Genomic DNA, 26,012 nt, shown 5'->3' on the forward strand with positions numbered 1-26,012 from the left:
GTCCGAGCCCAACCTCGGCGCGGTCGTCCCGACCACGCCCGTGGGCCGGGCGACGTTGCTGCCACCCGCTCGACAACGCCGACGAGCTCGCACTCGAGGAGTTCACCATGCCCATGCCCACTCACCTGCCCGGACCGAACGCCGACGTCTGGGACTGGCAGATGCGAGGGTCCTGCCGCGGCGTGGATTCCTCGGTCTTCTTCCACCCGGACGGCGAACGCGGCCGCGCCCGCACCCAGCGCGAGCTGCGCGCCAAGGAGATCTGCCGGTCCTGCCCCGTCCTGGCCCAGTGCCGCACCCACGCCCTCAAGGTCAGTGAGCCGTACGGAATCTGGGGCGGCATGTCCGAGACCGAGCGCGAGATGCACGCCCGCCGCAACCGCCGGCGCGTAGCCGTCTGAGCACCATCGGCCGCCTACATCGTGCGGCCACCCAGCTCCGTTACAGCTGTGGGGAAATCCCTCCCATCCGGATCCGGCGGTGCGCCGAATGCCTAGCAAATACTTGGCCACTCGAAGATCGTCACCACGCACCCGGCGTGTCCGCCTAGCGGTCGGCGCGTCGACGGCGTGTTGCCGCAGGCACTCTCGGCGCGTCTCCATCGCTCCGAGGGCGGCCGAGTCATTCGTGCCCCCGGCTACGAGGAGGTGATAGCGGCCCGCTACGGTAGTGGCCGATGACACAGAACGGAGCGTTGTGACTACGCGGCCGCCGGCCGCAGGGGGCGGCTCGTTCCAGCAGGCAGCCACGTCCACTGTGGTTGCGCAATCGAGCGCCGACTCCGCGGTATCGGCACGCGTCGCTGAAGGTATCGAACTCGCCGCCCTGTTGGAGCGGTGCGGGGACTCGGATCAGCAGGCGTTCGCCGAGCTGTACGACCGCACCAGCGCCCGGGTCTACGGGCTGGTGCTGCGGGTTCTGCACGACCCGGGCTACGCCGAAGAGACCACCCAAGAGGTGTACCTGCAGATCTGGCGCACCGCAGCCAATTTCGACTCGACCAAGGGTTCCGCGGTCACCTGGCTGATGACCCTGGCGCACCGCCGCGCGGTGGACCGGGTACGCGCCGAGCAGGCACACGCACAGCGCGAGGTCGCCTACGGCACAGCCACTCTCGGCAACGAGTTCGACGAGGTGACCGAAGAGGTAGGACGCCGGCTCGATCAGCAAGCCGTCCGGGAGGGACTGGCGACCCTGACCGAGACGCAGCGCGAGGCTATTTCGCTCGCCTATTTCGGCGGGCGCACCTACGCGGAGGTCGCGGCCCATCTGGGAGTAGGCCTGCCCACCGTGAAGTCCCGGATTCGGGACGGTTTGACACGACTGAAGAAGAGTTTGGGAGTGACCTGAAATGAACGAGAGCCAGATCGATCTCGCGCATGCACTCGCGCTCGGATCGATCGGCGACGAGGATCAGCGCGCGACGGCCGACCTGCTGGACAGTGGTAATGCGATGTTGCGCGCGGACTTCGCGAAGGAGGTGCAGCTGACCAGGGAAGCCCTCGCCGAATTCACCGCAGCGGCCGCGATCGCGCCGCCTGCGTCGCTCCGCGATCGAGTCCTCGCTGCCATCGCCGCCGACGCCGCCCCGGCCGTCGGCCACCCGCGTGGCCCGGTCCACGGCAGTTCCTCGCTGCACACCGGCCAGTACGGCGGATAGCCCCCGACAACGAAAAACGATGGCCCACACACCGATCGGTGTGTGGGCCATCGTCGTATCGGGCTGCGATCAGTGCGCGTGACCGTGGTGACCGGCCGGCTCTTCCTCGGCCGGCTTGTCGGTGACGGCGACCTCGGTGGTGAGAACCATCCGGGCCACCGACACGGCGTTCACGACCGCCGAGCGGGTCACCTTGACCGGGTCGATGACCCCGTCGGTGACCAGGTCGCCGTAGGCGAGGGTGGCGGCGTTGAAGCCGTCCTTGCCGTCGGCGACCTTGCTGACCACGACCGCGCCGTCGACGCCGGCGTTGGTGGCGATCCAGAACAGCGGGGCCTGCAGGGCCTTCGCGACCACGTCGACACCGATGGCGGCGTCACCGGTCAACGAGGCGCGCAGGTCGGCCAGCTTGGTGGCGGCCTGCACCAGCGCGGTACCACCGCCGGGCACGATGCCCTCCTCGACGGCGGCCTTGGCCGCGGAGACCGCGTCCTCGACCCGGTACTTGCGCTCCTTGAGCGCGGTCTCGGTGGCCGCACCGACCTTGATCACCGCGACGCCGCCGGACAGCTTCGCCAGCCGCTCCTCGAGCTTCTCGCGGTCCCAGTCGGAGTCGGTCGCCTCGATCTCGCCGCGCAGCTGCGCGACGCGCGCCTTGATGGCGTCGGCGGTGCCGGCGCCCTCCACGATCGTGGTGTTGTCCTTGGTGACGACCACGCGCCGGGCCTGGCCCAGCAGGTCGATGCCCGCGTCGCGCAGCGTGATCCCGAGATCGGGGTTGATCACGGTGCCACCGGTGACGACCGCCAGGTCGTCCAGGAACGCCTTGCGGCGGTCACCGAAGTACGGCGCCTTCACCGCGACGACCTTGAGGGTCTTGCGCAGCGCGTTGACCACCAGGGTGGACAGCGCCTCGCCCTCGACGTCCTCGGCGATGATCACGACGGACTTGCCGGCCTCGGCGACCTTCTCCAGCACCGGCAGCAGGTCCGGCAGCGAGGAGATCTTGTCGCGGTGCAGCAGGATGTACGGGTCGTCGAGCGCCGCTTCCTGCTTGTCGGGGTCGGTGACGAAATAGGCCGACAGGTAACCCTTGTCGAACTGCACGCCCTCGGTGACGACGAGTTCGGTGTGCAGCGTGGAGGACTCCTCCACGGTGACCACACCGTCCTTGCCGACGGTGGTGAGCGCCTTGCCGACGATCTCGCCGATCTCCTCGTCGCGCGAGGAGACGGTGGCGACCTGCGCGATGGCCTGCTCGCCGGAGACCGGCTTCGCGGCCGCCAGCAGCGCCTGCGCCACGACGTCGGCGGCCTGGCTCATGCCGGCGCCGAGGCCGATCGGGTTGGCACCCGCGGCGACGTTCTTCAGGCCGCCCTTGATCAGGGCCTGGGCCAGCACGGTGGCGGTGGTGGTGCCGTCGCCGGCGACGTCGTTGGTCTTAGTGGCGACGCTCTTGACCAGCTGCGCGCCCAGGTTCTCGAAGGGGTCCTCGAGGTCGATGTCACGCGCGATGGTGACACCGTCGTTGGTGACGGTCGGGCCACCGAAGGCCTTGGCCAGCACCACGTGCCGGCCGCGCGGGCCCAGCGTGACCTTGACGGCGTCGGCGAGCTTGTCGACGCCGCGCTCCATAGCCCGGCGAGCGTGCTCGTCGAACTCGATCTGCTTTGCCATGAGTGAATTCCTGTGTCTTCAGGCGACTCCCGGGCCCGGCCCGGGTGTGCGGAGGGTGTCGTAACGACCGCTGCCCCGGCGCCCACGAGTGGGTACCAGGGCAGCGGCGTCGGTTACGACTGGGTCACTTGTTGACGACAGCGAGGATGTCGCGCGCCGACAGGATCAGGTACTCGCCACCGTTGTACTTGATCTCGGTGCCGCCGTACTTGCTGTAGATGACGGTGTCGCCCTCCGCGACATCCAGCGGAATCCGCTTGGAGCCGGCGTCGTCCCAGCGGCCGGGGCCCACGGCGATGACGGTGCCCTCCTGGGGCTTCTCCTTCGCCGTGTCGGGAATGACCAGACCGGAGGCGGTCGTCGTCTCGGCCTCACCGGCCTGGACGAGGATCTTGTCCTCGAGCGGCTTGATGTTCACGCTCGCCACGTTGAGCCCTCCAAATTCAGGGGATCGGTCGTCCGGGGCGGTTCCCCGGACTCACGGTTTGGGTCAGGTGCTGACTCTGCGCGAAGCCCCGTCGTCGCGGGTGCCGGGACCCCAGCTCAGGCACCTTGATCTGGCACCCGAGCACTGCAAGTGCCAACTAGCACTCTATACATGAGAGTGCCAGTCCTCAAGGCCGGGGGCACCCGCGAAACACCGTGGATCCGACACGCCGAAAGCGTGGAAAGTGATCTCCGAAATCTGTAACGTTCGGATAACGGTATGTGACACTATGGACGTCGACGCCGTGACGTTCCGCACCGGGACCAGAAGCACAGGGGGCCGGTACTTCAACGGGGTCGATCACCGAGTACGCACCACCTGCTTCACCCGCGCGCGAGCAGCACCCGCGCACGCCTGAGACGAGAGCTAGAGCACACGTGATCACCGGCCGCGCCCGACACCGAAACGGATTCGGGCACAGCCGGAGCTGGATCTGCCGCCCGGGCCGGCCGCACACCGTGCCGACACCCGGACAGACCGTTCGCGATGGTCGGCAACGCCACGACCATCCGCGCGAAGGGAGGTGAAGATGCGTACATCCCTGGGTATCTCGGCCGGGAAAGAGGTCGTGTGCTCGGCACTGGTCACCACCGCGCCCAACGGCGCACAGAGCTTCGACTACCGCATGGTCTCCGCGGACGTCGCGCACTCCGACCTCGGCGACCTCGTCGCATCCTCCATCGAGCTGATGACCACCCAGATGCCGCGAGATGTCGCACACCTCACGGGATCTCACCACCACTCCGCCTCCGGTATCCCGTCGCGCAGCGAAGCCACCGGGCCGCCAGGGGCCATCGCGGTGGCCTACCGGGACCGGGAACAGGCCGTCGCCATTCGCTCGGCCGTCGGCCGCCGCCGCGATGTCCAGTTGATCGACGAGGGCACCGCGGCACTGACATACCTGCGGCACACCGGCCTGCTCGACCAGCACGAGACCGTCGCCATCATCGACTTCGGTGCTACCGGAACGAGTGTCACCGTCGCCGACCTCGCCGAGGAGGCCGTACTGCGCTGCGAGCGCACGCCCACGGTGAGCGGCCGCGCCATCGACGAGCTCATCTACCACCACCTGCTCGACTGCCACTTCGCCCGGCGCGGAACGCGTCCCAACCGCAGCATGCTGATCAACCGCAGCCGCGCCGCCAAGGAGCACCTGTCCATCTCCCCCGCGGTCACCATCGACCACGTGGCCGGGCGCCCGCTCAAACTGACCCGCGCCGACTTCGAGGAACTCATCCTCGACCTGCTGCACGAGTCGGCGAATTTCGTTGCGGGCGTGTTCAGCCGGGCCCCCAAGAGACCGCGCGCCGCCGCGGTCATCGGTGGCGGCGCGAACATCCCCGCGGTCGCCGCCAGTCTCCGGCATCTGCTCGACATCCCGGTGCTCACACTCGCCGAGCCCGAGGCGATCACCGCGAAAGGCGCTGCGCTGGTTGCGGATGCGATGCAGCCCACGGCCGCCGGCGGCCGCAGCGACGCACCGGGCATCACCTTCGGCAAGCTCGTCGGCACCTTCGCCGGCGCGGTGGCCGTGGTGGGGCTCGTCGTGGGTTACGGCGTGAAGGAGCTCAGCTCGACGGGCAACCACGACTTCAGCCCCGTCGGCACCAGCAACTCCGCACCGCTCACCACACCGCCGACCACCGTCGACCCGGCGCCGAGCACCCTGAACAGCGCCACTCACCAACCGCCGCAATACAACACACCGTCCAACGGCGGCGCCGACGCCTCCCCGCAGAACACGGTGCCGCTGCGCCCCGACCCCAACCTGCCGCAGATCCCGTTCCCGGACCTGCCGCACCTGCTGGGCCCACTACTGAACCTGGACAACAACGGCAACCACGGCCAGAACCAGGGCCAGGATCACGACTGGAACGGCAACTATGGGAACAACGGGAACAGCCCCGGCGCCATGCACGCCGACAGCCAGAGACCGCGCCTGAATTCGGGCTCCCCGCACGGACGTTGAGCGGGGGCTGCTTCGGCCGGCCACCCGGGGAAGCGGGCAGGCGGACCGCCTGAGGGCCTGCGGGCCCTGCGTCGAGGTGAGCAGTCCCGTTCCAGGCCGATCGGATTCCGCCAGGCAGCCCGCCCGCACGGCAAGCAGCCCGGCTCAGGGCAGGCGGCTGACCGAGACCGGCAGGCCGGGGTCGGTGGCGACCGAGAGGTCGGAAGGCTCTGCCCCACCGGCGATCACGTGCGCACCCAGCGTCGCGATCATGACGCCGTTGTCCGTGCACAGTCGCGGCTTCGGCACCCGCAAGCGGATACCCGCCGCGGTGCAACGCTCTTCGGCCAGTGAACGGATCCGGGAGTTCGCGGTGGCACCGCCACCGAGCACCAGGGTGTCCACGCCGGTCTCCCGCACCGCGCGAATCGCCTTCAGCGTCAGCACATCCGCGACCGCTTCCTGGAAGGACGCGGCGACGTCGGGGATCGGGATCGGCCGACCCTCGCGCTGCGCGGATTCGACGTAGCGGGCCACCGCCGTCTTCAGGCCGGAGAAGGAGAAGTCGAACAGCGGGTCCCGCGGCCCGGTCATCCCGCGCGGGAACGCAATCGCCTGCGGATCACCCTGCGTGGCAGCCGAATCCAGCGCCGGTCCACCCGGGTAGCCCAGGCCGAGCAGGCGCGCGACCTTGTCGAACGCCTCACCGGCGGCATCGTCGACGGTGCTGCCGAGCTCCACGATCGGCGCCGCCAGCTCACTGACCTGCAGCAGATGGGTGTGGCCGCCGGACACCAGCAGCGCCACCGCGGGCGGCATCGGACCGTGTTCGAGAGTGTCGACCGCGACGTGGCCGCCCAGGTGATTCAGCGCGTACAGCGGGATATCCCACGCCGCCGCATAGGCTTTCGCGGCCGCGACCCCGACCAGCAGCGCGCCGGCCAGTCCCGGGCCGATGGTCACGGCGATCGCGTCCGGTTTGCCGATCCCGGCGGCGGCCAGCGCCCGCCGCATGGTCGGCCCGATGGCTTCCAGGTGCGCCCGGGACGCGATCTCCGGCACCACCCCACCGAAACGGGCGTGCTGATCGACGCTGGAGGCGACCTCGTCGGCCAGGAGCTCGCAGCTGCCGTCCCCGTGCCAGCGCACGATGCCCACACCGGTCTCGTCGCAGGAACTCTCGACACCCATGACGATCATGCCGTCGCCGATCACGCGAGCACCTCACTGACGATCGACCCGGTCAGCGCCGGACGCCGCATGGTGTAGGCGTCGGCGCCACTGGGCTGGTAGTAGTTCTTGCGCAGGCCGATGATGTGGAACCCGTGCCGCTCGTACATCGCGATGGCGGCGGCGTTGTCGGTGCGCACCTCCAGGAACACCGGTCCCCCACGCTCCCCGGCCGCGGCCAGCATCGCCAGCAGCAGCAGGGTCCCGATCCCGGCGCGGTGGCAGGCGGGATCGACGCCGATGGTGTGGATCTCGGCCTCGGGATGCGCGTCGGTGCCCAGCAGCGCGACCCCGCAGTAGCCCACGGTGCGGCCGGTTTCGGTGCGCGCCACCAGATATCGGTTGTGCGGTCCGGCCAGCTCCGACCGGAACGACACCTCGGTCCACGGGTCGTCGTCGGGGAACAGCACCTGTTCGAGTTCGACGCAGCGCGCGATGTCCTTGGGGCTCATCGCATCCACCACGATGCCGGTCGGTTTCACGACACCACCTGATAGCTGCGCTCGACCGCGTCGGGCCGCCGCAGGTACAGCGGCACCAGCGGTGCGGCGGGCGCGCCGGTGAGCAGCTCGGTGGCGGCGCAACACACCAGTCCGGCCGGCGACGGTGTCTCGACCGGCAGTACCGGCAGGTCGAAATAGTCCACGTGCGAGGCGGATCCAGCGATCGCGGTGGAGTCGCCGACATCCAGGTCGCCCGGTTTGGACACCTGCGGACCGGCCACCCGGACGAATCCGGGGCCGTCGGTGGTGGCCCGGTAGCGGGCCCAGTAGACCTCGCGGCGGCGCGCGTCGGTGACCACCAGCAGTTCGGCGTCGGGGCCGGTGAGGTCGCGCCGGGCGTCGGCGGCGATCGCGTCCAGGCTGCAGACGCCGTACACCGGAAGCCCCAGCGCGTCACCGAAGGCGGCGCCGGTGGCCATCCCGACCCGCAGCCCGGTGAACGGGCCCGGCCCGACTCCGACCACGACCGCGTCGAGGTCGGCGCGGGTGCGCCCGGCGATTTCCAGGCACGCCAGAATCTGCGGTGTGAGCACCTCGTTGTGTGCCCGTGCATCGACCGTCACCCGGGCGGCGAGCGGCCGGACCCGCGGCAGCGGTGCGGCCTGCTCCAGATCCACCAGTCCCGCCGTCACGGCGGGCGTCGCAGTGTCGACAGCAAGTACAAGCATGATTAGCCCAACGATACCGGTTGGTCACCTGCCCGACGCCATCACCGGCCTCGTCCCACCCCTACTGTTCAACCGGCGTGCTCTCTGCCCCGACCCCACGCCACCGCACGCCCGCGAGCAACGCCCAAGCGCCACAACCGGAACCGCAGAACCGGACGATTCACCCGCCGGCTGGCCCGCCCGTCGCGGTGCGCCCCGGCCGTTGTGCCGCAGCACTCGTGGCGGAAATCACCTCGGAACAGCGAGCCCACGCGACCGGGCGGCCTAGGAGATCCACTCCCACACGATCGTCCGCACATCCGACTCCGGCTCCCGGTGCAGCTGGATCCGCAGGTGCCGATCGGTGAGATGCTCGACCACACCGAGACCCCACTCCACCACCACCACCGCGTGGTTCAGGTCGGTGTCCAGGTCCAGGGCGTCGAGTTCGTCGAGGTCACCGCCCAGCCGGTAGGCGTCGACGTGGACCATCGGGATGGCGCCCGGGTGGTCGCCGGCGCGGTGCTGGCGGGCGATGATGAAGGTCGGCGAACTGACCCGGCCCTGCACCCCGAGCCCGGCGGCGATCCCGCGGGTAAGCGCGGTCTTGCCGGCACCCAGCGGGCCGTCGAGGATCACCAGGTCGCCGGGGCGCAGGTCGGCGGCGAGCTCGCGGCCGAAGGCCTCGGTGTCGGCGACGGTCGGCAAGGTCCGCCGCCCGGATCCGGTCTCAGGCATTGGCCACCCGTCGGCGGCCGGCCGTCCCGGACCGCACGAGCAGCCGGTCCAGGGCGATGTTCACCAGCTCCGGGTACTGCAGATGCACCATGTGCGCGGCGTCGGTGACCCGGATCAGGTCGGCGTCGGGCAGATCCTCGGCCAGGACCCGGGAATTGCGGAACGGGATGATCAGGTCGTGGCTGCCACCGAGCACCAGCGCGGGCAGCGGCGCCAGCGCCGGCAGCGCCGCCCGCTCGTCGTGCACGGTCAGCGGCTGCAGGAAGTGCGCGATCGTCTCCATCGGGGTGCTGTCGATCATCGCCGTGGTGAACCGGGACAGGGTCGGGCTGACGTCGCCGTAGAACGAGCTGGCGTGCAGGACCGGATTCAGAATCCGTTTCGCGGTCTCCCGGCTGAGCTGCACCAGTTCCGGCGAGGTCGCGACCGCGAACCGCAGGCTGTCGGCGACCGGCAACCGCAGTAACTGGGTGACGCCGGAGGAGGTGATCCCGAACGCCGTCGTGGACAGCAGGGCGACCCCGCGCACCCGGGCGTCGAACAGTTCCGGGAACTGGCGGGCGGCCGACAGCACCGCCATCCCGCCCATCGAATGCCCGACGAGCACCAGCGGGCCGCGCGGCGCGCACTGCGCCACCACGTCGACGAGGTCGCGGCCGAGCTGTCCGACCGTGCAGTTACGGGCCGGGGACAGCCCGGAACGGCCGTGGCCGCGCTGATCGTAGAAGACCATCCGCGTCCGCGCCCCCCACAACGGTTCCAGGTCGCGGCGCTGAAAGTGGAAGGACTCCATGGCATTACAGAAACCGTGCGCGAAGATCACGGTGACCTTGGGCCGATCCGGGCCGCACACCCGCACGTTCAGCCGGACGCCGTCGGAGGTGGTCACCGTGGTCGCCGGATCCCGTTCCAGCAGAGCGAAATCCTCGTCCGCCAACTCGTCGGGACTGGCCGGCCACACCACGTGCGAGCCGAGCCGGCGCAGGGCGTGCGTTCCGGCCATGGCGCCCAGGACACCCGCCGTGGCCAGGCCCCCGTACTTGACGGTCGACCACATCGTATGCCGCCGTGCGGAATTCATCGGCTCCCCTTATCGACCGGATCCGGTGTACCGGCGCACCACTCGCCCGCGTGGCGCACACACGATCTCGTAGTGGATGCTACCGAGCGCATCCGCCCACTGCTGGGCGTGCGGACCGCCGGGCACACCACCGAACAGCACCGCGGTGTCGCCCTCCCGCACACCCGCGGGGTTGGCGCCGAGGTCGACCACCAGCTGATCCATGCATACCCGGCCGATATTGGGGTAATCCCGCTCGCCGATCCGGACGGCGAATCGGCCGCCGATACCGCGCGGCACCCCGTCGGCGTATCCGGCGGGAATCAACGCCACCGTAGTGTCCTGGGCCGCGATCCACTCGTGCCCGTAGGACACGCCTTCACCGGCGGCGACCTCCTTGACCAGGGCGACCCGGGCCCGGAAGGTCATCACCGGGCGCAGCCCGTAGTCGTCGCCCTCCACCGGCGACAGGCCGTAGATCGCGATCCCGGGCCGGACCATGTCGAAGGCCAGATCCGGCCGGGTGAGGGTCGCCGCCGAGTTCGCCATGTGCACGAGTTCCGGTTTCAGCCCGTGCTCGGTCGCGGCGGCGACGGCGGCCAGGAACCGGTCGCGCTGACGGTCGATCACCGGATGCCGCGGCTGGTCGGCGTGCGCGAGATGGGTGAACACGGCCCGGAACCGCACCACCTCCTCGGCGACCAGCTCGCTCAGCAACTTCAGTACCTGCGGGAACTCGGCGTCCGAGACGCCGTTGCGGTTCAGGCCGGTGTCCACCTTGAGCGTGACGGTGGCGGTGGTACCGGTGCGGCGGGCGGCCTGCTCCACCGCACGCACATGCGCGACCGAACTGACGCCGATCTCGATACCGGCCTCGATCGCGGACCCGTAGTCGGCGTCGGAGGTGTTGAGCCAGGTCAGGATCGGCGCGTCGATTCCGTTGCGGCGCAACTCCAATGCCTCGGCGATCGTGGTGACACCGAGTTCGGCGGCGCCGGCCGCCAGCGCGGCGCGCGCGACGGGCACGGCGCCGTGGTTGTAGGCGTCGGCCTTCACCACCGCCATGACGGCGGCGGCACCCGCGTGGTCGGCCAGGACGCGCACATTGTGCTGGACCGCATCCAGGTCGATTACCGTCTCGACCTGCGGTTCTGCGCTACTCACAGCATCAGATCCTGCCATCCCGCGACCGTTACGCAACATTCGCCTGTCCCGGGCACGCCGTCGGCCGCCACCGCCGCGGCCAGCGTGCGCAGCGTACGGACCGCCGGCCGCAGGTGCGCGAGCAGTGTTTCGGCGGCGATCGGGGCGCCGTCGGCGGCCAAGCTCGCGGCGAGGGCGTGCGCCCGAGCGGCGGCCGCGGCCGCCCAGGCCGGGTCGGCTCCCGCGGCCAGCAGCGCGCCGATCACGCCGGACAGCACGTCGCCGGAGCCCGCGGTCGAGGCCCAGGCACCGCCGGCCACGTTCACCAGCACCGGCCGGCCCGGAGTGGCGATCAGGGTCGCGTACCCCTTCAACAGGACGGTGACCTGCCACTGTTCGGCCAGCTGCCGGACCGCGGCGACCCGGTCGGCGCCGGGTTCGCAGCCGGCCAGCCGCGCGAATTCCCGGTCGTGCGGGGTCAGGACGGTCGGCGCCCGCCGACCGGACAGCAGGGCCGGTTCGGAGCCGAGCAGGGTCAGCCCGTCCGCGTCCACCACGACCGGCACGTCCTCGGCGAGCACCTGCCGCAGATGCGCTTCGGCCGCGCCACCGGTCCCGCTGCCGGGGCCGACGACCCAGGTCTGCACCCGCCCGGCGTCCGCGACCGAGGACGCGGCGACCACCTCCGGCCAGTGGGCCAGCACATCCGCGGTGCCCGCGTACCGGACCATGCCCGAGGTCGCGGCCACGGCGGCGCCGGTGCACAGCACGGCCGCGCCCGGATAGGTGACGCTGCCCGCGCAGATCCCGGTCACACCCTGGGTGTACTTGTCGTCGTCCGGGCCGGGTACCGGCCAGCCGGCCCCGACGTCGGCCGGGTCCAGCGCGATCAGGTCGGGGGCGGGCAGGCGCAGCCCGATCGGCACCAGCTCGACGCGACCGCAGCGCGGTGCCGCCAGCGCGTGGACCGGCTTGTAGGCACCGAACGCGACGGTGACGTCCGCGGTGACCGCGGGCCCGTCGACCGCGCCGGTATCCGGATCGACCCCACTGGGCAGATCCACCGAGATGATCGGAACCCGAACCGCCGCAACGAGTTCGGCGGCCCGCGGGCGCAGCGGCCCGCGGCCGGACAGGCCGACGATGCCGTCCACCACCAGATCGGGCGCGCCCAGCTCGTCGACGACGCGGCCGCCGCGCCGAATCAGCGCCGCCAGTCCCGCGGCGTGCGCGCGTTCGGGATCCAGCAGCAGGGCCGACACCGCCACACCGCGACCGCGCAGCTCGGCACCGGCCCACAGCGCGTCCCCGCCGTTATCCCCGGAACCCACCAGCAGCGTGACCGCACGCCCGTACACCGCCCCGGTCCGGACCCGCAGCTCCTCGGCGACCACCCGGGCCAGCCCGTGCGCGGCGCGCCGCATGGGCACTCCCGCCGCGACCCGCGTGAACAGTTCCGCTTCCGCCGCCCGTACCTGGTCGGCCGTGTAATACCCGCGCACCCGCACCACCCTTCGGTGCAGGCTGCCCGGACCCCGACGAGCGTCACCGCACCATATTTCGGACTCCATCGAGGGGTTTCCGTCGTTCGTACCGCGAACAGTGCGCTGCGGGCACTGTTCGCCCGCCACCCTATTCGCTCAGCGATACTCGGGGGCGGATGCCGAGAACGCTCGATGAGTCCGCGTGAGAGAAACGGCGCTGACGCGCGCGTCCCGTGCCGCTCAGCGGCCGCGCAACCCCCACCCGCGGGGGCATAGGCTGGCGCGCATGATCTTCGCGCACCGCCGAGCCGTCCGCCTCACCTGTCTCGCGCTGACGGCGGCCGGCGCCCTGACGATCGCCGGATGTGGTTCGGGGACAACGTCGTCGCACCCCACGAGCGCCCACCACACCACGACCACCACCCCGCCGCCGACGATGACCACGCCCGGCGCACCCGGCACCAGCACGGTCACCGTCGAGGTGAACGACATGAAGTTCAGCCCGGCGTCGGTGACGATCAAGACCGGCGACACCGTCGTCTGGAAGTTCGACGACAAGTTCCCGCACAACGTCCAGGGCATCGGCGACTCCGCGATGGGACTCAACAGCCCGATCTTCAACCGAGGCGAATGGAGTCACACTTTCACCATCGCCGGCACCTACCGCTACATGTGCACCCTGCACCCGGATATGCGCGGCACCGTCACCGTGCAGTAAAGCGGTGCGGCGGCTGGATCCGCGCCCGGGTTGCTGCTGGGATGAGCCGGTGACCGACAAAGTTGTGCTCATCACCGGAACCTCGACCGGAATCGGCTTCGACACCGCGGTGGCCACCGCCCAGAGCGGATTCACCACCGTCGCCACCATGCGCGACCTCGCGAAGGCGCAGCCCCTGCGGGAAACCGGCAGCGGCGTGGACATCCGCGAACTGGACGTCACCGACCCCGCCTCGGTCGAGGCCTGCCTGCGCGGCGTGCTCGCCGACTACGGCCGGCTCGACGCCGTGGTCAACAACGCGGGCGCGGCAGCCTTCGGTACCGCCGAGACCCTCACCATGGCCGACATCCGGCAGGCCATGGAAGTCAACTACTTCGGCGTCGTCGAGGTCACCAAGCAGGCGCTGCCCCACCTGCGCGCGGTCGGCGGCCGCGTGGTCACCGTCACCAGCGTCGGCGGCGCGATCGGGCAGCCGTTCAACGATGCCTACTGCGCGGCCAAATTCGCGGTCGAGGGCTTCATGCAGAGCCTGGCACCGGTGGCCGCCACCGTCGGTGTCGGGGTAAGCGTCATCGAACCCGGCGCGGTGGCAACCGCTTTCGTGGCCAACGCCGATGTCGATCCCGCGCAGGCGATCGCCGACGCGGGCCCCTACGCCTCGGCCCTGTCCCGCTACCTCGAACGCACGCTCACTTCCTACACCGAGGCGCAGACCGGCGCCGAGGTCGGCACGGTGGTCCTGCAGGCGCTCACCGCCGAGCCGCCGGTCTTCCGCTGGCAGACCTCGGACTGGGCCCGCACGTTCGTCGGCACCAGCCTCGCCGACCTGGACGGGTCGGGCGTGCTCGGGCTGACCGGCGCCTGGGTGCGACCGCCGCGAGAGTGATCGAGCTACTCGACGGTGACAGACTTCGCCAGGTTGCGCGGCTTGTCGATGTCGTAACCGCGCTGCATCGCCACCTCGGCCGCGAAGATCTGCAGCGGCACCGTGGACAGCAGCGGCTGATACAGCGTCGGCGCGGCCGGGATCTCGATCAGGTGATCCGCGAACGGGCGCACGGTGTCGTCGCCCTCCTCCGCGATCACGATCGTGCGGGCACCGCGCGCCTGCACCTCGCGAATGTTGCTGAGCAGCTTGGAGTGCAGCACGGCGCGGCCCTTCGGCGACGGCATCACCACGATCACCGGCACGCCCTCCTCGATCAGCGCGATCGGGCCGTGCTTGAGCTCACCGGAGGCGAAGCCCTCGGCGTGAATGTAGGCCAGCTCCTTGAGTTTCAGCGCACCCTCGAGCGCCACCGGGTAACCGACGTGGCGGCCCAGGAACAGCACCGTCGACTGGTGGGCGAACTCGCGCGCGATCGCCCGCACCTGCGGCGCCGACTCCAGCACCTTCGCCACCAGCTTCGGCATGAGTTCGAGATGGTTGAACTCGGCCGCCACCTCGTCCGGGTACTTGACGCCGCGCGCCTGCGCCAGCGCCAGCCCGACCAGGTAATTCGCGGTGATCTGGGCCAGGAACGCCTTCGTGGACGCCACCCCGATCTCCGGCCCGGTGCGGGTGTACAGCACCGCGTCGGCCTCGCGCGGGATCTGCGCGCCATTGGTGTTGCAGATGGCGAGCACGCGCGCCTTCTGGTCCTTGGCGTGCCGCACCGCCTCGAGCGTGTCGGCAGTCTCACCGGACTGCGAAATCGCCACGACCAGCGTCGACCGGTCCAGAACCGGGTCGCGGTAACGGAATTCGGAGGCCAGCTCGACCTCGACCGGGATCCGGGTCCAGTGCTCGATCGCGTACTTGGCCAGCAGGCCCGCGTGATACGAACTGCCGCAGGCGACCACGAACACCTTGTCGATCTCGCGCAGCTCCTGGTCCGACCAGCGCTGCTCGTCGAGCACCACCTGCCCGTCCGCGTAATGCCCGATCAAGGTGTCGGCGACCCCGGCCGGCTGCTCCTCGATCTCCTTGAGCATGAAGAATTCGTGGCCGCCCTTCTCGGCGGCGGCGAGGTCCCAGTCGATGGTGAACGGCTTGGTGACCACATCGGCGTCACCGTCGAAATCGGTGACCGTGTAGCCGTCGGCGGTGATCACCACGACCTGGTCCTGTCCGAGCTCGACCGCCTCGCGGGTGTGCTCGATGAAGGCGGTGACATCGGAGGCGACGAACATCTCGCCCTGGCCGACCCCGACCACCAGCGGCGTCGAGCGGCGAGCCGCGACGATCCGGTCCGGGTGGTCGGCGTGCGCGAACACCAGCGTGAACGCGCCCTCGAGCCGGCGCAGCACCGACAGCGCGCTGGCCACGAAGTCGCCGGCCGTCGGCCCCTCGGCGTAGGCGCGGGCCACCAGGTGCACGGTGACCTCGGTGTCGGTGTCGCTGTTCAGCTCGACACCGGCGTCCTCGAGCTCCTTGCGCAGCGGGGCGAAGTTCTCGATGATCCCGTTGTGTACGACGGCGACCTTGCCGGTGACGTCCCGGTGCGGGTGCGCATTGCGGTCGGTGGGGGCGCCGTGGGTGGCCCAGCGGGTGTGGCCCATACCGGTGGCGCCGGCGTAGGCCGCGCGGCCGGTCTGGTCCAGCTCGGCTTCGAGATTGGCGAGCCGGCCGGCCTTGCGCTCGACGGCGAGGGCGCCGGAGCCGTCGACGATCGCCACACCGGCCGAGTCGTACCCGCGGTACTCCATCCGACGCAATGCGTCGACGACGACGTCGAGCGCATCCCGGTATCCGACGTACCCCACGATTCCGCACATGGCTGTCAGCCTACTGGGAGCGCCGGCGTGCGCGAGTCGGGTGCGTCGCCTCCCGAGATGTCGGGTGTGCCGGGCGCCGCGATGCCGGTGTGGCGTGCGCGACGCGGGTCCGGTCGACATCGTGTGCGATCGGATCCCCCGATCCCCTTCGCTATCCGATAAATTCGAGGGCGTGTCCGAGTCTGTGAAATCGCTTCTGAGCACCTTGACGAGCCCCGGTGAATACCGGGTGCTGCGTGGCAATCTGGGCATTGCCGGGCAGCAGGGAGTGGTGTTCACCCCTGATGAAGGGCACAATCTGCCTGCGGTCGCCTTCGGGCACGGCTGGCTGACCGGTGCGGCCAACTACCGCAAGCTGCTGCAACACCTCGCGTCCTGGGGATTCGTGGCGGCCGCGCCCGACAGCGAACGCGGCCCGATCCCCTCGCACCTGAACCTCGCCGGCGACCTGTTGACCACCCTCGACATCTGCACCGGTGTGCGGCTGGGCGCCGGAGATATCACCGTCCACCCGGACCGCTTGGCGCTCGCCGGCCACGGCATGGGCGCGGGCGCCGCGGTGATCGCCGCCTCGCACCGCCCGGTGCGGGCCGTCGCGGCGCTGTTCCCGGCGCCGACCTCGCCGTCCGCGGTCTCGCTGGCCCCCGGTATCGAGACCCCGGCGCTGATCCTGGCCGGATCCGAGGACATCGACGCGATGAACTCCGACGCGATCCCGCTGGCCCGCGCGTGGGGCGGGCCGGCGGTGCTGCGCTCGATCGCCAAGGGCTCACACAACGGGATCGTGGAAGGCCGTCGCGCCCTGTCCGCGCTCGGCGCGAGCAAGCACGAACCGAAGACGGCCCGGCTCACCCGCGCGCTGCTCGTCGGCTACCTCAAGTACGAGCTGCTGGGCGACAAGAAGTACAAGGCCTTCGCCGACCCGGAGGAGATCATCGCCCGCACCGAGGTCGTCGATCCGCACGCCGAGGTGGAAGCCAAAGAGCCCGAACACCTTTCGAAGCGGCAGCTGCTGGAGCTGGCCACCCTGCTGCGCCGCTGAGCCTCAGCCCAGGTGGCCCTGGTCGGTCCGCACCCACTCCGTGGTGCCGTCGGGGTGGTGGTGGAACTCCCAGGCCGCGAAGTCGCCACCGTCGTCGACGATCGTGACGTGGTCGGCGAGACCGTCGTGGTCGAGATCGGACCACACCTCCAGCGAATGGCCGTCGTGCACGGTCTCACCGTCGGCGATGCCGGTACCGCCGATGTCCTCGTTCGGGTGGGTCAACTCCACCGCGCCCAGCCCGCTCAGGTCGGAATGCACATCGACAGCCGGTAGGTCGAGCCCCGGAAGGCCTTCCGAAGAGAACATGAACGGCTCCTCCAGACACATGATTCGGTTGTCACCATGGTGACATCCGAACCACCGCTCGGGTAGCCAGCCCCGCACAGCCGCACCCGCCGCCGCACCTCCCCGGCGCTGCGGAGAGAATCTGGGCATGTGCATGAGAGCCGGGAACCGGCGTGAGCGATCCGGGTGGCAGCCGGCCACCATGGCGCCGGAACCGAACACCGGCGAGGTGGAGGCGTGAGCGAACGTAGTGAGCGAACCGGAGATGCAGTGCGCCGCGCGCACGCCGGAGCCGAGCGAAGCGAGGTGGAGGCGTGAGCGAACGTAGTGAGCGAACCGGAGATGCAGTGCGCCGCGCGCACGCCGGAGCCGAGCGAAGCGAGGTGGAGGCGTGAGCGCGACGCTGCACGCGAAGGGTCTGGGAGCCGGGCACGCCGAGCGGACACTGTTCAGCGATCTCGACCTGGTGCTCGCGCCCGGTGACGTGATCGGCCTGGTCGGGGTCAACGGGGCCGGGAAGTCCACGCTGCTGCGGATGCTCGCCGCCCGGCGCGCCGACGAGGGCGAGATCACGCTCAGCCCGCCCGACGCCACCGTCGGCCACCTCACCCAGGAACCGGAACGGATCCCCGGCGAGACCGTGCTGGAATTCCTCGCCCGCCGCACCGGAGTCGCTGCCGCGCAACAGGAGATGGACGCCGCCGCCGAACGGCTGGCCGAGAGCACCGACGACGAGTACACCCCGGCCCTCGAGCACTGGCTGGCACTCGGCGGCGCCGACCTGGACCAGCGGGCCGAGGAGGTCGCCGCAGACCTCGGCCTGATCGCGAGCCTGCCCGACGGTCTCGCGACCCCGATGACCGGACTGTCCGGCGGGCAGGCCGCCCGCGCCGGACTGGCCTCGGTGCTGTTGTCCCGCTTCGACATCCTGCTGCTCGACGAGCCGACCAACGACCTGGACCTCGACGGCCTGTCCCGGCTGGAGAGCTTCGTGCGCGGCGTCCGGGCACCGCTGATGGTGATCAGCCACGACCGGGAGTTCTTGGCGCGCACCGTGAACCGGATCGTCGAACTGGATCTGGCGCAGCAGCAGGTCGGGTTGTACGACGGCGGTTACGAGTCCTACCTGGCCGAACGTGAGATCGCCCGCCGCCATGCCCGCGAGGCGTACGAGGAATTCGCCAACACCAAGGACGACCTGCAGTCCCGCGCCCAGATGCAGCGCAACTGGATGGAACACGGGGTGCGCGACGCCCGCCGCAAGGCGAAGGACTCGGACAAGATGGGCCGCAAGACCCGCGCCGAGGCGACCGAGAAGCAGGCGTCCAAGGTCCGCCAGACCCTGAAGCGGATCGAGCGCCTGGAGGTGGTCGAGGAACCACGCAAGGAGTGGGAACTGCAGATGTCGATCGCCGCCGCGCCCCGCAGCGGTTCGGTGGTCGCGACGGTGTCCGGTGCCACCGTGACACGCGGTGAGTTCACGCTCGGACCGGTGACCGCACAGATCGACTGGGGTGACCGCATCGTGCTGACCGGCGCGAACGGCTCCGGCAAGTCCACCCTGCTGGCCTTGCTGCTGGGCCGGGTCGCCGCCGATACCGGTACGGCCACATTGGGTTCCGGCGTCGCGGTGGGCGAGGTGGACCAGGCGCGCGGGTTGTTCCGGGGCACCGCGACCCTGACCGAGACCTTCGGTGCCGAGGTGCCGGACTGGAACGAATCGGAGGTGCGCACGCTGCTGGCCAAATTCGGTCTGCGCGGCCCACATGTGTTGCGCCCCAACGACACCCTGTCCCCCGGTGAACGCACCCGGGCCGCGCTGGCCCTGCTGCAGGCGCGCGGGGTGAACCTGCTGGTGCTCGACGAGCCCACCAACCACCTCGACCTGCCCGCCATCGAACAGCTGGAGCAGGCCGTCGAATCCTTCGACGGCACCATGCTTCTGGTCACCCACGACCGCCGCATGCTCGACAACGTCCGCGCCACCCGCCGCTGGCACATGGACTCCGGCACACTCACCCAGAGCCTGTGACCGCAGCCGTCGGCGCGAATCACCGCCCGCCACAGCACCGTTGATCGGAAGACCCGTGAACTCTGCCCGCACCGAACTCGTTCTCGGCCTCGACACGAAAGTGACGCTGCTGGTCACGGGACTGCTGTTCCTCTGGGCGTTGGCGCTCGGCGTGTGGAAGTACCGGCAGATCCGCACCAGCCCCGACGGATCCGCGCACGTCTATGTGGACATCGCCCATCGCGCGGCACTGATGTACAGCTTCGCGGGCGTGCTGCTGGCGGTGTTCGTGGCGCTGTCCGACTGGCCGACCGCGGTGAACCTCACCGCCGCCCTGATCGTGGAGGCGCTCTTCGCCGGCGCCGTCGCCCAGTACTGTCTGCACGGCCTGCGCCGCGACACCACCAACCAGTTCCACGGAACCGTCTCTCCCGCTTTACGATTCGCCATGTACGCGCTGATCGCCGGCGAGTTCGGCGGCTTCGGCGTCCCGTTCACCGGTTTCCTGCACGCCCAGTTCGGCTGAACCGCAGCCGATTCCGCTACTCGGCCTGCCACACCGCGAGCTCGCTCCCACCCGGCTCCCGGAAATGGAACCGCCGCCCACCCGGAAAGTCGAAGGGCTCCACGGTGATCACCCCACCCGCGGCCTCCACCTCCCGACAGGCCCGATCCAGATCATCGGTGCGCACGATCACCAGGGGTGCCCCGGCCTGCTCGGCAGTGTCCGACTGGAACCCGAGGGTGATACCCCCACCCTGCACATCGGTGTAATCGGGACCGTACGCGGTGGACTTCCACCCGAACGCCCGCTCCATGAAGGCCGCGGACTCCGCGGCCGAACTGGACGGAAACTCCACGAAATCGATGGTGAACATCCCCGAACGCTACCGCCGCGCACCGACCCGTTCGGGATGGGCGTGCGAACAATCGCCGCCGGTCGACCCGGATGTAGGTGACTGCGCCCTGCACGACGACACTCGGACCCAGCGGCAGCGCCGAAGCGAGCGCGTCGAACAGAGGAGACGGTGGTTACCTTCAGCCGGTCGCACCCGCAGGCCGCGTTACCGCAACCACGGTGACGATGTCGTCAATTCCGGCAAAGTCTTTCGGGTTCGTCGTGTACAGCGGCACGTTGTTCCGTGCCGCAGTCGCAGCGAGGCCGGCCTCAGCCTGCGCTGATGGTGGAGATCAGTGTCCGGCCGGCGATGGATCGGGTGGTGATGATCTGGGTGAAGATGCTCGCGCGGTCCGCGGGGGGCTGCTGGGTGAGGCGGACCTCGTACTGGCCGTCGACGGCTGGGACGCGGGTGATCTGCACGCAGTAGCGGGTGCCGGCGGGGACCTTGTCGATGCCGCGCTGGATCTGGGTGGCCGGCGGGACCTGGGCGTCGTCGGCGACCACGGCGCGGGCGGCGAAGCCCGAACGCTGCACGTAGTAGGCGCGTTCGAAGGCGAGGATCGCGTCGGGGCCGGAGGTGGTGCCGCCCGGATCGGTGCCCGACACCACCTCCGGGGTGTTCTGGCTGCGGCAGTCGTCGGTGGCGATCGCGGCCGGCGCCGGGGCGGCGGAGGTCGTCGCGGCCACGCCCGCGGGGATCGGCGTGGCCCGCGGGGATGCCGCCATGGCTGGCGTCTTGTGCCGCCCGGTGTGGATCACCGTGAGCAGCACGCTGACCACCACCACCGCGACACCGAGCATGGCCAGCACGCCGAGGATGCGATCGGATCCTCGCCGCGCGTTGCGATTTCGCGGCCGGCGCACGCGCGGCCCCGGGTTGCCGCCGGAGCGGTCGATCAGCACCGGCACCCGGACCGGTGCGTCGTCCTCGGTGGGATCGATGCGGTGACTGGTCGAGGGCCGGGGTGGCTCGGGCGGCCCGGCCGGGCGCGGATCGAGCCATTCCGCCCAGTCACCGGCGGCCGGTGCGGCGGGTGGCGGCGCGACGGGTTCTTGTCGGCGCGCCCGGCGCCCGCGCCGGCTGGGCTCGGGGATGCGCAACATGGGCAATCCGAGGTCGAACGGATTGTCCGGTGGCACTTCGGGTTCAGAGGGAGTCATCACCGAACTCGCCGATGACGGCGGCCGGAACCAGTTCCAGCGCAGCCGGTTCGGTGACGCCGAGCTGACCACTGTCGGGCTTGGGGGCCGTCGTACCGGGCGACGGCGTCGCGGGCAACGCCATGCCGCCGACCGGGCCGGGATCCTGATGGGCGGGCGCGGGCGCGGCGGTACCGGCGGCCGGTGGTGCGGTCGTCGCCGGGTCCGGTGCGGCGGGACCCGGATCCGGTGGGAGCACCGAATAGTTCGGCGTACTGGGCACACTCGGCCCCGCCGGTGCCGGAGTGCTGCCGAGCCCGGGGAAGGTCGTGCCGGTCGACGGCGGCGCACTCACCGAGGGCGCCGGCGTGGACAGCGAGGGTACCGGGGTAGAACCGGAGGGGGCCGGCGTCGACAGGCCCGGGAACAATGTGCCGGTACCGGACGGCGCGCCCGGGATCGCGACCCCGGTCTGTTCGGTGCCCGTCCCGGACGTGGTCCCACCGGTCTCGGTCGAGGCGGTCCCGTTCGGCTGCGGCAGGTGCAGCAGTTCCGGCACCACGGTCTCCGCCTCGGTGGCGACCGAATCGATAAGGTGCGTACCGAGTTCGGCGATCTTGTCGATCAGATGGGTACCGATATCGACCCCGGCGTTGATGGCCGAGGTGCCCAATTGCACTCCCGCGCTGATCAACTGCTGTTGCAGCTGCAACTGGGCCGCCTGCGCCGGATCGGCCGGCACCGCACCGGTGGCCGTCGCGGCAGGCACCACCGACTGATCCCCGGACCGGTTCGCGCTCGCCGGCGCGGCCCCGGTGTTCGGCGCCGGATCCGGCCCGCCGTACTGGGTGGAATTCGCCGGATCGGTTGCCCCGTACTGGTTCACGCCCGTCTGGTTCGACCCGTCGTACGGCGCCGACACCCCCTGCACGACCGTCATCGGGCCGATGTCGGAGAGCCGCTGGGTGTGGTCGGCCATCTCGGTCTGCGCGGTGGTGACGGCGGTGATCGCGTCACGCAAGGCTTGTGCGGCCCGGTTGATCAGCGCATCGGTATCGGGTGCCGCGGTGGCACCGGCCAGGATGGTCTTCGCGTCGGCCCGGAAGTTCGCGATAATCCGGTCCACCTGGGTGGCGGCGCGGGCGGAGGTGTTCTGCGCGTCGGCCAGCACCCCGAGATAGGCCGGCCCGCGGTCGGTGATGTCGCCGAGCTGAGTCTGCGTGGTGCGCAACGCCGGAACCGCCGCCTGCGCGCCCGGACCCGACCAACTCGATTCGAGCGTGTACACCCCGTCGCGGTGCTGGGATTCGGCATCGGCGTTGTGCGAGGAGGCACTGGTGAGCGCGGTGGTGATGACCGGATTCGGCGCGGGCCGCCCGCTGCCCAGCGCGGAACGCAAGGCCAGCAACGGTTTCACCAGCGCCGCCACGATCGGCGGATCCATGGTGCCGAAATGCCCGGTCGCTACCGAGGTTTGCGCGGCGGGCTGGACCGGGCGCGGTTTCAACAGCCTCACAGCTGCTCACCGACTCCGCGCAGCGCGGCGGCGGACGCGGCGTCGGTCGCCTGCTGCTCGCCGGAATACCCTTGCAGCACAGCACCATACGTGGCCACCAGCTGCCCGGCGGTGGCCATCGCCGCGGCGTGCGTGCCGACCGCCTCGGTGAACCGGGCCGCGAACTCGGCCCCGATCAGGCCCAGATCGTCGGCCAGCACCTGGGGCTGCACGGCCTCGGCGGCGGCCGACGACGCCGACGCCAGTTGTTGCGACACCGTCTGTGCGAGTGCGGTATAGGTGGCCATGGCCACCGGATCGAGTCTCAGCGCGTCCATCAGTTCCCCCTCGCGGGACAGCCTCACAGCGACCGAATACGTCTCCACCATAACCCGCACAAGGGACAGATGCGGCGGGACACCGGATCCCGCACCGTCCCAGCCGAATCCGGTCCGGCGAACGAAGATCAGACCGAGGCGACGAGTTTCGCGAGGTCGTCGGCGATCCGGTGTGCGCGGTCGGCGTCGGTGGCCTCCACCATGACCCGCACCAGCTGCTCGGTTCCACTGGGCCGCAACAGGATCCGGCCGGTGTCGCCCAGCTCGCGCTCGGCCTCGGCGACCGCCTGCCGGACGTCGACGGCAGCGGCCACCGCCGCCTTGTCGGCGACCGGAACGTTGACCAGCACCTGCGGCACCGTCTGCAACACACTCGCCAGATCGGCCAGGGTGCGGCCGGTGTCGGCCATCCGCGCCATCAGTTCGAGCCCGGTCAGCACGCCGTCACCGGTGGTGCCGTACTTCGGGAAGATCACATGCCCGGATTGTTCACCGCCCAAGCTGAATCCACCGCGCCGCAGTTCCTCGAGCACATAGCGGTCGCCGACAGCGGTGGTGCGCAACTCGATTCCGGCCTCGCGCATGGCGATGTGCAGGCCCAGATTGCTCATGACGGTGGCGACCAGTGTGTTGTGCGCCAGATCGCCGGTCTTCTGCATGCCGAGCGCCAGGATCGCCAGGATCGCGTCCCCGTCGACGACCGCGCCGTTCGCGTCGACCGCCAGGCAGCGGTCGGCGTCCCCGTCGTGCGCGAGCCCGAGGTCCGCGCCGTGTTCGAGAACCGCGCGCTGCACCTGCTCGAGATGCGTGGATCCGCAGCCGTCGTTGATGTTGAGCCCGTTGGGCGCGGCATTGATCGCGATGACCCGCGCGCCCGCCTCCTGGTAGGCCGCCGGGCCGACGTCGGAGGCGGCGCCGTGCGCGCAGTCCACGACCACGGTGAGCCCGGTCAGGTCCTGCCCGGCCGCCTCGACCAGGTGCTCGACATAGCGTTCGTGGGTGCCGGCGAGACTGTAGAGGTCCTCGACCTGGCCGTCCGCGCCGGACTGGCTCAGCACCCGGCCGATACCGGCACCGGTCGGGCGGGTGAAGGAACCCGCGCGGACCAGTTCCTCGATCCGGTCCTCGATCGCGTCGTCGAGTTTGTGCCCACCGGCGGCGAAGATCTTGATCCCGTTGTCGGGCATGGGATTGTGCGAGGCGGAGATCATCACGCCCAGGCACGCGTCGTAGGCGGCGGTCAGGTAGGCCACGGCCGGGGTCGGCAGCACGCCCACCGAGAGCACGTCGACGCCGGCCGAGGTGAGACCCGCGGTCACCGCGGCCTCCAGCATCTCGCCACTGGCGCGCGGGTCGCGGCCGACGACCGCCACCGCGCGGCTCTTGCCGCGACTCAGGACCTGTGCGGCCGCCGCCGAAACCTGTAGTGCCAGTTCCGGACTCAACGTCCCATTGGCAAGGCCACGGACCCCGTCGGTGCCGAACAACCGTCCCATACTCTCGCCCCTCATAGGTTCATCTGCGAAGTTTCGGACCGAGGCCGCGCGGACACATCCGGCGTACCCCCGGACGCACCCGGCGAAACCACCGACAACCACCTCGTCCTTACAGCACGAAAGCAGGCGTCCCGGTCCGAAAACGAACGGGAGCGCCTGCTCTCGTACAGGTGCCGGTACGACCGTACCCTGTCCCCCGTGGAGGCAGGAAGGGCACGGTCGCACCCGCGAACATCAGCGCTTCGAGTACTGCGGCGCCTTACGGGCCTTCTTCAGACCGTACTTCTTACGCTCGGTGGCACGCGGGTCACGCGTCAGGAAGCCGGCCCGCTTCAGGGCGGGGCGGTCGTCCGGGGTGACCTCGATCAGCGCCCGGGCGATGGCCAGGCGCAGCGCGCCGGCCTGACCCGAGGGGCCACCACCGACCAGGCGAGCGTGGATGTCGAAGGTCTCGACGCGCTCGACGGTCACCAGCGGGGACTTGACCAGCTGCTGGTGCACCTTGTTCGGGAAGTAGTCCTCGAGGGTGCGGCCGTTGAGGGTGAAGTTGCCCGAACCCGGCACGAGGCGGACGCGCACGACCGCTTCCTTACGACGACCGACGGTCTGCACCGGGCGGTCGATCAGGATCGGCTCGGCGGCGAAGGAAGCCTCGGCCTCGTAGCTGTAGTCCTCGTCGACGACCTCGGCAGCGGCGTCCTCGACGACAGCGTCCTCGACGAACTCTTCGGTGTATTCCTCAGGAGCGGTCACTGGGCCACCTGCTTGATCTCGAACGGAACCGGCATCTGCGCGGCGTGGGGATGCGTCGGGCCGGCGTAGACCTTCAGCTTGCGGGCAATGCTGTTGCCCAGCTTGTTCTTCGGGATCATGCCCTTGATGGCACGCTCCACGAGACGGTCCGCGCGGGTGTCGATCAGCTCGCCCACGGTGCGGGACTTCAGACCGCCCGGGTAGCCCGAGTGGGTGTAGAGCTTCTTGTCCTGACGCTTGTTGCCGGAGACGGCAACCTTGTCGGCGTTGATGATGATGACGAAGTCGCCACCATCGACGTTCGGCGCAAAGGTCGGCTTGTTCTTGCCGCGCAGCAGACCAGCTGCCTGCACGGCAAGGCGACCGAGCACCACGTCAGTGGCGTCGATGACGTACCACTGGCGGGTCACGTCACCCGCCTTCGGGCTGTACGTAGGCACAGTGCTTCCCTGTCTGTCGTCGTGTTCTGCCAGCACAAGGCGTGCGATCGAGGTAT

The 26,012-nt window shown here is 70.2% G+C and carries 27 protein-coding genes; 9 read left to right on the forward strand and 18 right to left on the reverse strand.

Annotation, left to right across the window (positions count from 1 at the left end; translation table 11 throughout):
- Window positions 1-107 precede the first annotated feature (107 nt).
- The 3 genes from EBN03_RS16595 (at window position 108) to EBN03_RS16605 (ending at window position 1,660) form a co-directional block, all read left to right on the forward strand.
- On the forward strand, window positions 108-401 hold the full coding sequence (locus tag EBN03_RS16595) for a WhiB family transcriptional regulator (protein ID WP_122188940.1): 294 nt from the start codon (window positions 108-110) through the stop codon (window positions 399-401).
- 355 nt (window positions 402-756) lie between these two features.
- Window positions 757-1,350: a sigma-70 family RNA polymerase sigma factor gene (locus EBN03_RS16600; protein ID WP_122188941.1), complete on the forward strand. Its 594-nt coding sequence runs from the start codon at window positions 757-759 to the stop codon at window positions 1,348-1,350.
- Window position 1,351: 1 nt separating this feature from the next.
- On the forward strand, window positions 1,352-1,660 hold the full coding sequence (locus tag EBN03_RS16605) for an RskA family anti-sigma factor (protein ID WP_199742809.1): 309 nt from the start codon (window positions 1,352-1,354) through the stop codon (window positions 1,658-1,660).
- Window positions 1,661-1,729: 69 nt separating this feature from the next.
- Here the strand turns inward: EBN03_RS16605 and groL are convergent, their stop codons facing one another.
- Window positions 1,730-3,337: a chaperonin GroEL gene (groL, locus tag EBN03_RS16610; RefSeq protein WP_122188942.1), complete on the reverse strand. Its 1,608-nt coding sequence runs from the start codon at window positions 3,335-3,337 to the stop codon at window positions 1,730-1,732.
- A 124-nt stretch (window positions 3,338-3,461) separates the two neighbouring features.
- Window positions 3,462-3,764 carry a co-chaperone GroES gene (gene groES, locus EBN03_RS16615; RefSeq protein WP_122188943.1) on the reverse strand — a complete coding sequence of 101 codons (303 nt, stop codon included), beginning with the start codon at window positions 3,762-3,764 and terminating at the stop codon, window positions 3,462-3,464.
- A 589-nt stretch (window positions 3,765-4,353) separates the two neighbouring features.
- Here groES and EBN03_RS16620 point away from each other — a divergent pair.
- Window positions 4,354-5,793 (forward strand): Hsp70 family protein, encoded by a 1,440-nt coding sequence (locus EBN03_RS16620; RefSeq protein ID WP_122189087.1) that lies wholly within the window; start codon window positions 4,354-4,356, stop codon window positions 5,791-5,793.
- Between the two features lie 144 nt (window positions 5,794-5,937).
- Here EBN03_RS16620 and tsaD read toward each other — a convergent pair whose 3' ends face one another.
- The 7 genes from tsaD to EBN03_RS16655 form a co-directional block, all read right to left on the reverse strand.
- On the reverse strand, window positions 5,938-6,972 hold the full coding sequence (gene tsaD / locus EBN03_RS16625; protein WP_122189088.1) for a tRNA (adenosine(37)-N6)-threonylcarbamoyltransferase complex transferase subunit TsaD: 1,035 nt from the start codon (window positions 6,970-6,972) through the stop codon (window positions 5,938-5,940).
- An 11-nt stretch (window positions 6,973-6,983) separates the two neighbouring features.
- Window positions 6,984-7,454, reverse strand: a complete 471-nt coding sequence (gene rimI, locus EBN03_RS16630; protein ID WP_122189089.1) for a ribosomal protein S18-alanine N-acetyltransferase — start codon at window positions 7,452-7,454, stop codon at window positions 6,984-6,986.
- A 26-nt stretch (window positions 7,455-7,480) separates the two neighbouring features.
- Entirely contained in the window at window positions 7,481-8,173 is a 693-nt protein-coding gene (gene tsaB, locus EBN03_RS16635) for a tRNA (adenosine(37)-N6)-threonylcarbamoyltransferase complex dimerization subunit type 1 TsaB (RefSeq protein WP_122188944.1), read from the reverse strand.
- 264 nt (window positions 8,174-8,437) lie between these two features.
- Window positions 8,438-8,890, reverse strand: a complete 453-nt coding sequence (gene tsaE / locus EBN03_RS16640; RefSeq protein WP_122188945.1) for a tRNA (adenosine(37)-N6)-threonylcarbamoyltransferase complex ATPase subunit type 1 TsaE — start codon at window positions 8,888-8,890, stop codon at window positions 8,438-8,440.
- Window positions 8,883-9,971: an alpha/beta fold hydrolase gene (locus EBN03_RS16645; RefSeq protein WP_233608423.1), complete on the reverse strand. Its 1,089-nt coding sequence runs from the start codon at window positions 9,969-9,971 to the stop codon at window positions 8,883-8,885. Before EBN03_RS16645 ends, tsaE begins: the two co-directional genes overlap by 8 nt.
- 9 nt (window positions 9,972-9,980) lie before the next feature.
- Window positions 9,981-11,132 carry an alanine racemase gene (gene alr, locus EBN03_RS16650; protein WP_122188946.1) on the reverse strand — a complete coding sequence of 384 codons (1,152 nt, stop codon included), beginning with the start codon at window positions 11,130-11,132 and terminating at the stop codon, window positions 9,981-9,983.
- On the reverse strand, window positions 11,111-12,595 hold the full coding sequence (locus tag EBN03_RS16655) for a bifunctional ADP-dependent NAD(P)H-hydrate dehydratase/NAD(P)H-hydrate epimerase (protein WP_122189091.1): 1,485 nt from the start codon (window positions 12,593-12,595) through the stop codon (window positions 11,111-11,113). Before EBN03_RS16655 ends, alr begins: the two co-directional genes overlap by 22 nt.
- A gap of 268 nt (window positions 12,596-12,863) precedes the next feature.
- On the opposite strand from EBN03_RS16655, the gene EBN03_RS16660 reads away from it, so the two are divergent.
- Window positions 12,864-13,295, forward strand: a complete 432-nt coding sequence (locus EBN03_RS16660; RefSeq protein ID WP_122188947.1) for a plastocyanin/azurin family copper-binding protein — start codon at window positions 12,864-12,866, stop codon at window positions 13,293-13,295.
- 49 nt (window positions 13,296-13,344) lie between these two features.
- Window positions 13,345-14,181 carry an SDR family NAD(P)-dependent oxidoreductase gene (locus EBN03_RS16665; RefSeq protein WP_122189092.1) on the forward strand — a complete coding sequence of 279 codons (837 nt, stop codon included), beginning with the start codon at window positions 13,345-13,347 and terminating at the stop codon, window positions 14,179-14,181.
- Between the two features lie 5 nt (window positions 14,182-14,186).
- On the opposite strand, the gene glmS is transcribed toward EBN03_RS16665, so the two are convergent.
- Window positions 14,187-16,052: a glutamine--fructose-6-phosphate transaminase (isomerizing) gene (gene glmS / locus EBN03_RS16670; protein WP_122188948.1), complete on the reverse strand. Its 1,866-nt coding sequence runs from the start codon at window positions 16,050-16,052 to the stop codon at window positions 14,187-14,189.
- 172 nt (window positions 16,053-16,224) lie between these two features.
- Here glmS and EBN03_RS16675 point away from each other — a divergent pair, with 172 nt between their 5' ends.
- Complete coding sequence (locus EBN03_RS16675) at window positions 16,225-17,094, forward strand: dienelactone hydrolase family protein (protein WP_122188949.1); 870 nt, start codon at window positions 16,225-16,227, stop codon at window positions 17,092-17,094.
- Window positions 17,095-17,097: 3 nt separating this feature from the next.
- On the opposite strand, the gene EBN03_RS16680 is transcribed toward EBN03_RS16675, so the two are convergent.
- A complete protein-coding gene (locus EBN03_RS16680; RefSeq protein ID WP_122189093.1) occupies window positions 17,098-17,403 on the reverse strand; it encodes a DUF6802 family protein in 306 nt (101 codons plus the stop codon).
- A gap of 370 nt (window positions 17,404-17,773) precedes the next feature.
- Here EBN03_RS16680 and EBN03_RS16685 point away from each other — a divergent pair, with 370 nt between their 5' ends.
- Together EBN03_RS16685 and EBN03_RS16690 are read left to right on the forward strand one after the other, a co-directional pair.
- Complete coding sequence (locus EBN03_RS16685; protein WP_122188950.1) at window positions 17,774-19,414, forward strand: ABC-F family ATP-binding cassette domain-containing protein; 1,641 nt, start codon at window positions 17,774-17,776, stop codon at window positions 19,412-19,414.
- Window positions 19,415-19,469: 55 nt separating this feature from the next.
- Window positions 19,470-19,919 (forward strand): hypothetical protein, encoded by a 450-nt coding sequence (locus EBN03_RS16690; RefSeq protein WP_122188951.1) that lies wholly within the window; start codon window positions 19,470-19,472, stop codon window positions 19,917-19,919.
- 16 nt (window positions 19,920-19,935) lie between these two features.
- Here the strand turns inward: EBN03_RS16690 and EBN03_RS16695 are convergent, their stop codons facing one another.
- The 7 genes from EBN03_RS16695 to rplM all read right to left on the reverse strand — a co-directional run bounded on the left by EBN03_RS16695 (window position 19,936) and on the right by rplM (window position 25,956).
- The gene (locus EBN03_RS16695; RefSeq protein ID WP_122188952.1) at window positions 19,936-20,271 is read right to left on the reverse strand and encodes a VOC family protein; all 336 of its coding nucleotides are present in this window, start codon (window positions 20,269-20,271) and stop codon (window positions 19,936-19,938) included.
- Between the two features lie 290 nt (window positions 20,272-20,561).
- Entirely contained in the window at window positions 20,562-21,455 is an 894-nt protein-coding gene (locus EBN03_RS16700) for a hypothetical protein (RefSeq protein WP_147471611.1), read from the reverse strand.
- Window positions 21,442-22,950, reverse strand: coding sequence for a hypothetical protein (locus tag EBN03_RS34200; protein WP_158675650.1), 1,509 nt, complete (start codon window positions 22,948-22,950; stop codon window positions 21,442-21,444). The genes EBN03_RS16700 and EBN03_RS34200 overlap by 14 nt, the downstream gene beginning before the upstream one ends.
- On the reverse strand, window positions 22,947-23,267 hold the full coding sequence (locus tag EBN03_RS16710) for a hypothetical protein (protein WP_122189094.1): 321 nt from the start codon (window positions 23,265-23,267) through the stop codon (window positions 22,947-22,949). The genes EBN03_RS34200 and EBN03_RS16710 overlap by 4 nt, the downstream gene beginning before the upstream one ends.
- 128 nt (window positions 23,268-23,395) lie before the next feature.
- Window positions 23,396-24,763, reverse strand: coding sequence for a phosphoglucosamine mutase (glmM, locus tag EBN03_RS16715; RefSeq protein WP_122188954.1), 1,368 nt, complete (start codon window positions 24,761-24,763; stop codon window positions 23,396-23,398).
- Window positions 24,764-24,997: 234 nt separating this feature from the next.
- Complete coding sequence (gene rpsI, locus EBN03_RS16720) at window positions 24,998-25,516, reverse strand: 30S ribosomal protein S9 (RefSeq protein ID WP_122188955.1); 519 nt, start codon at window positions 25,514-25,516, stop codon at window positions 24,998-25,000.
- Window positions 25,513-25,956: a 50S ribosomal protein L13 gene (rplM, locus tag EBN03_RS16725; RefSeq protein WP_122189095.1), complete on the reverse strand. Its 444-nt coding sequence runs from the start codon at window positions 25,954-25,956 to the stop codon at window positions 25,513-25,515. The genes rpsI and rplM overlap by 4 nt, the downstream gene beginning before the upstream one ends.
- Between the last annotated feature and the right edge of the window lie 56 nt (window positions 25,957-26,012).

The sequence above is a fragment of the Nocardia stercoris genome, assembly GCF_003696265.1.
In the GTDB taxonomy this organism is placed as follows: Bacteria; Actinomycetota; Actinomycetes; order Mycobacteriales; family Mycobacteriaceae; genus Nocardia; species Nocardia stercoris.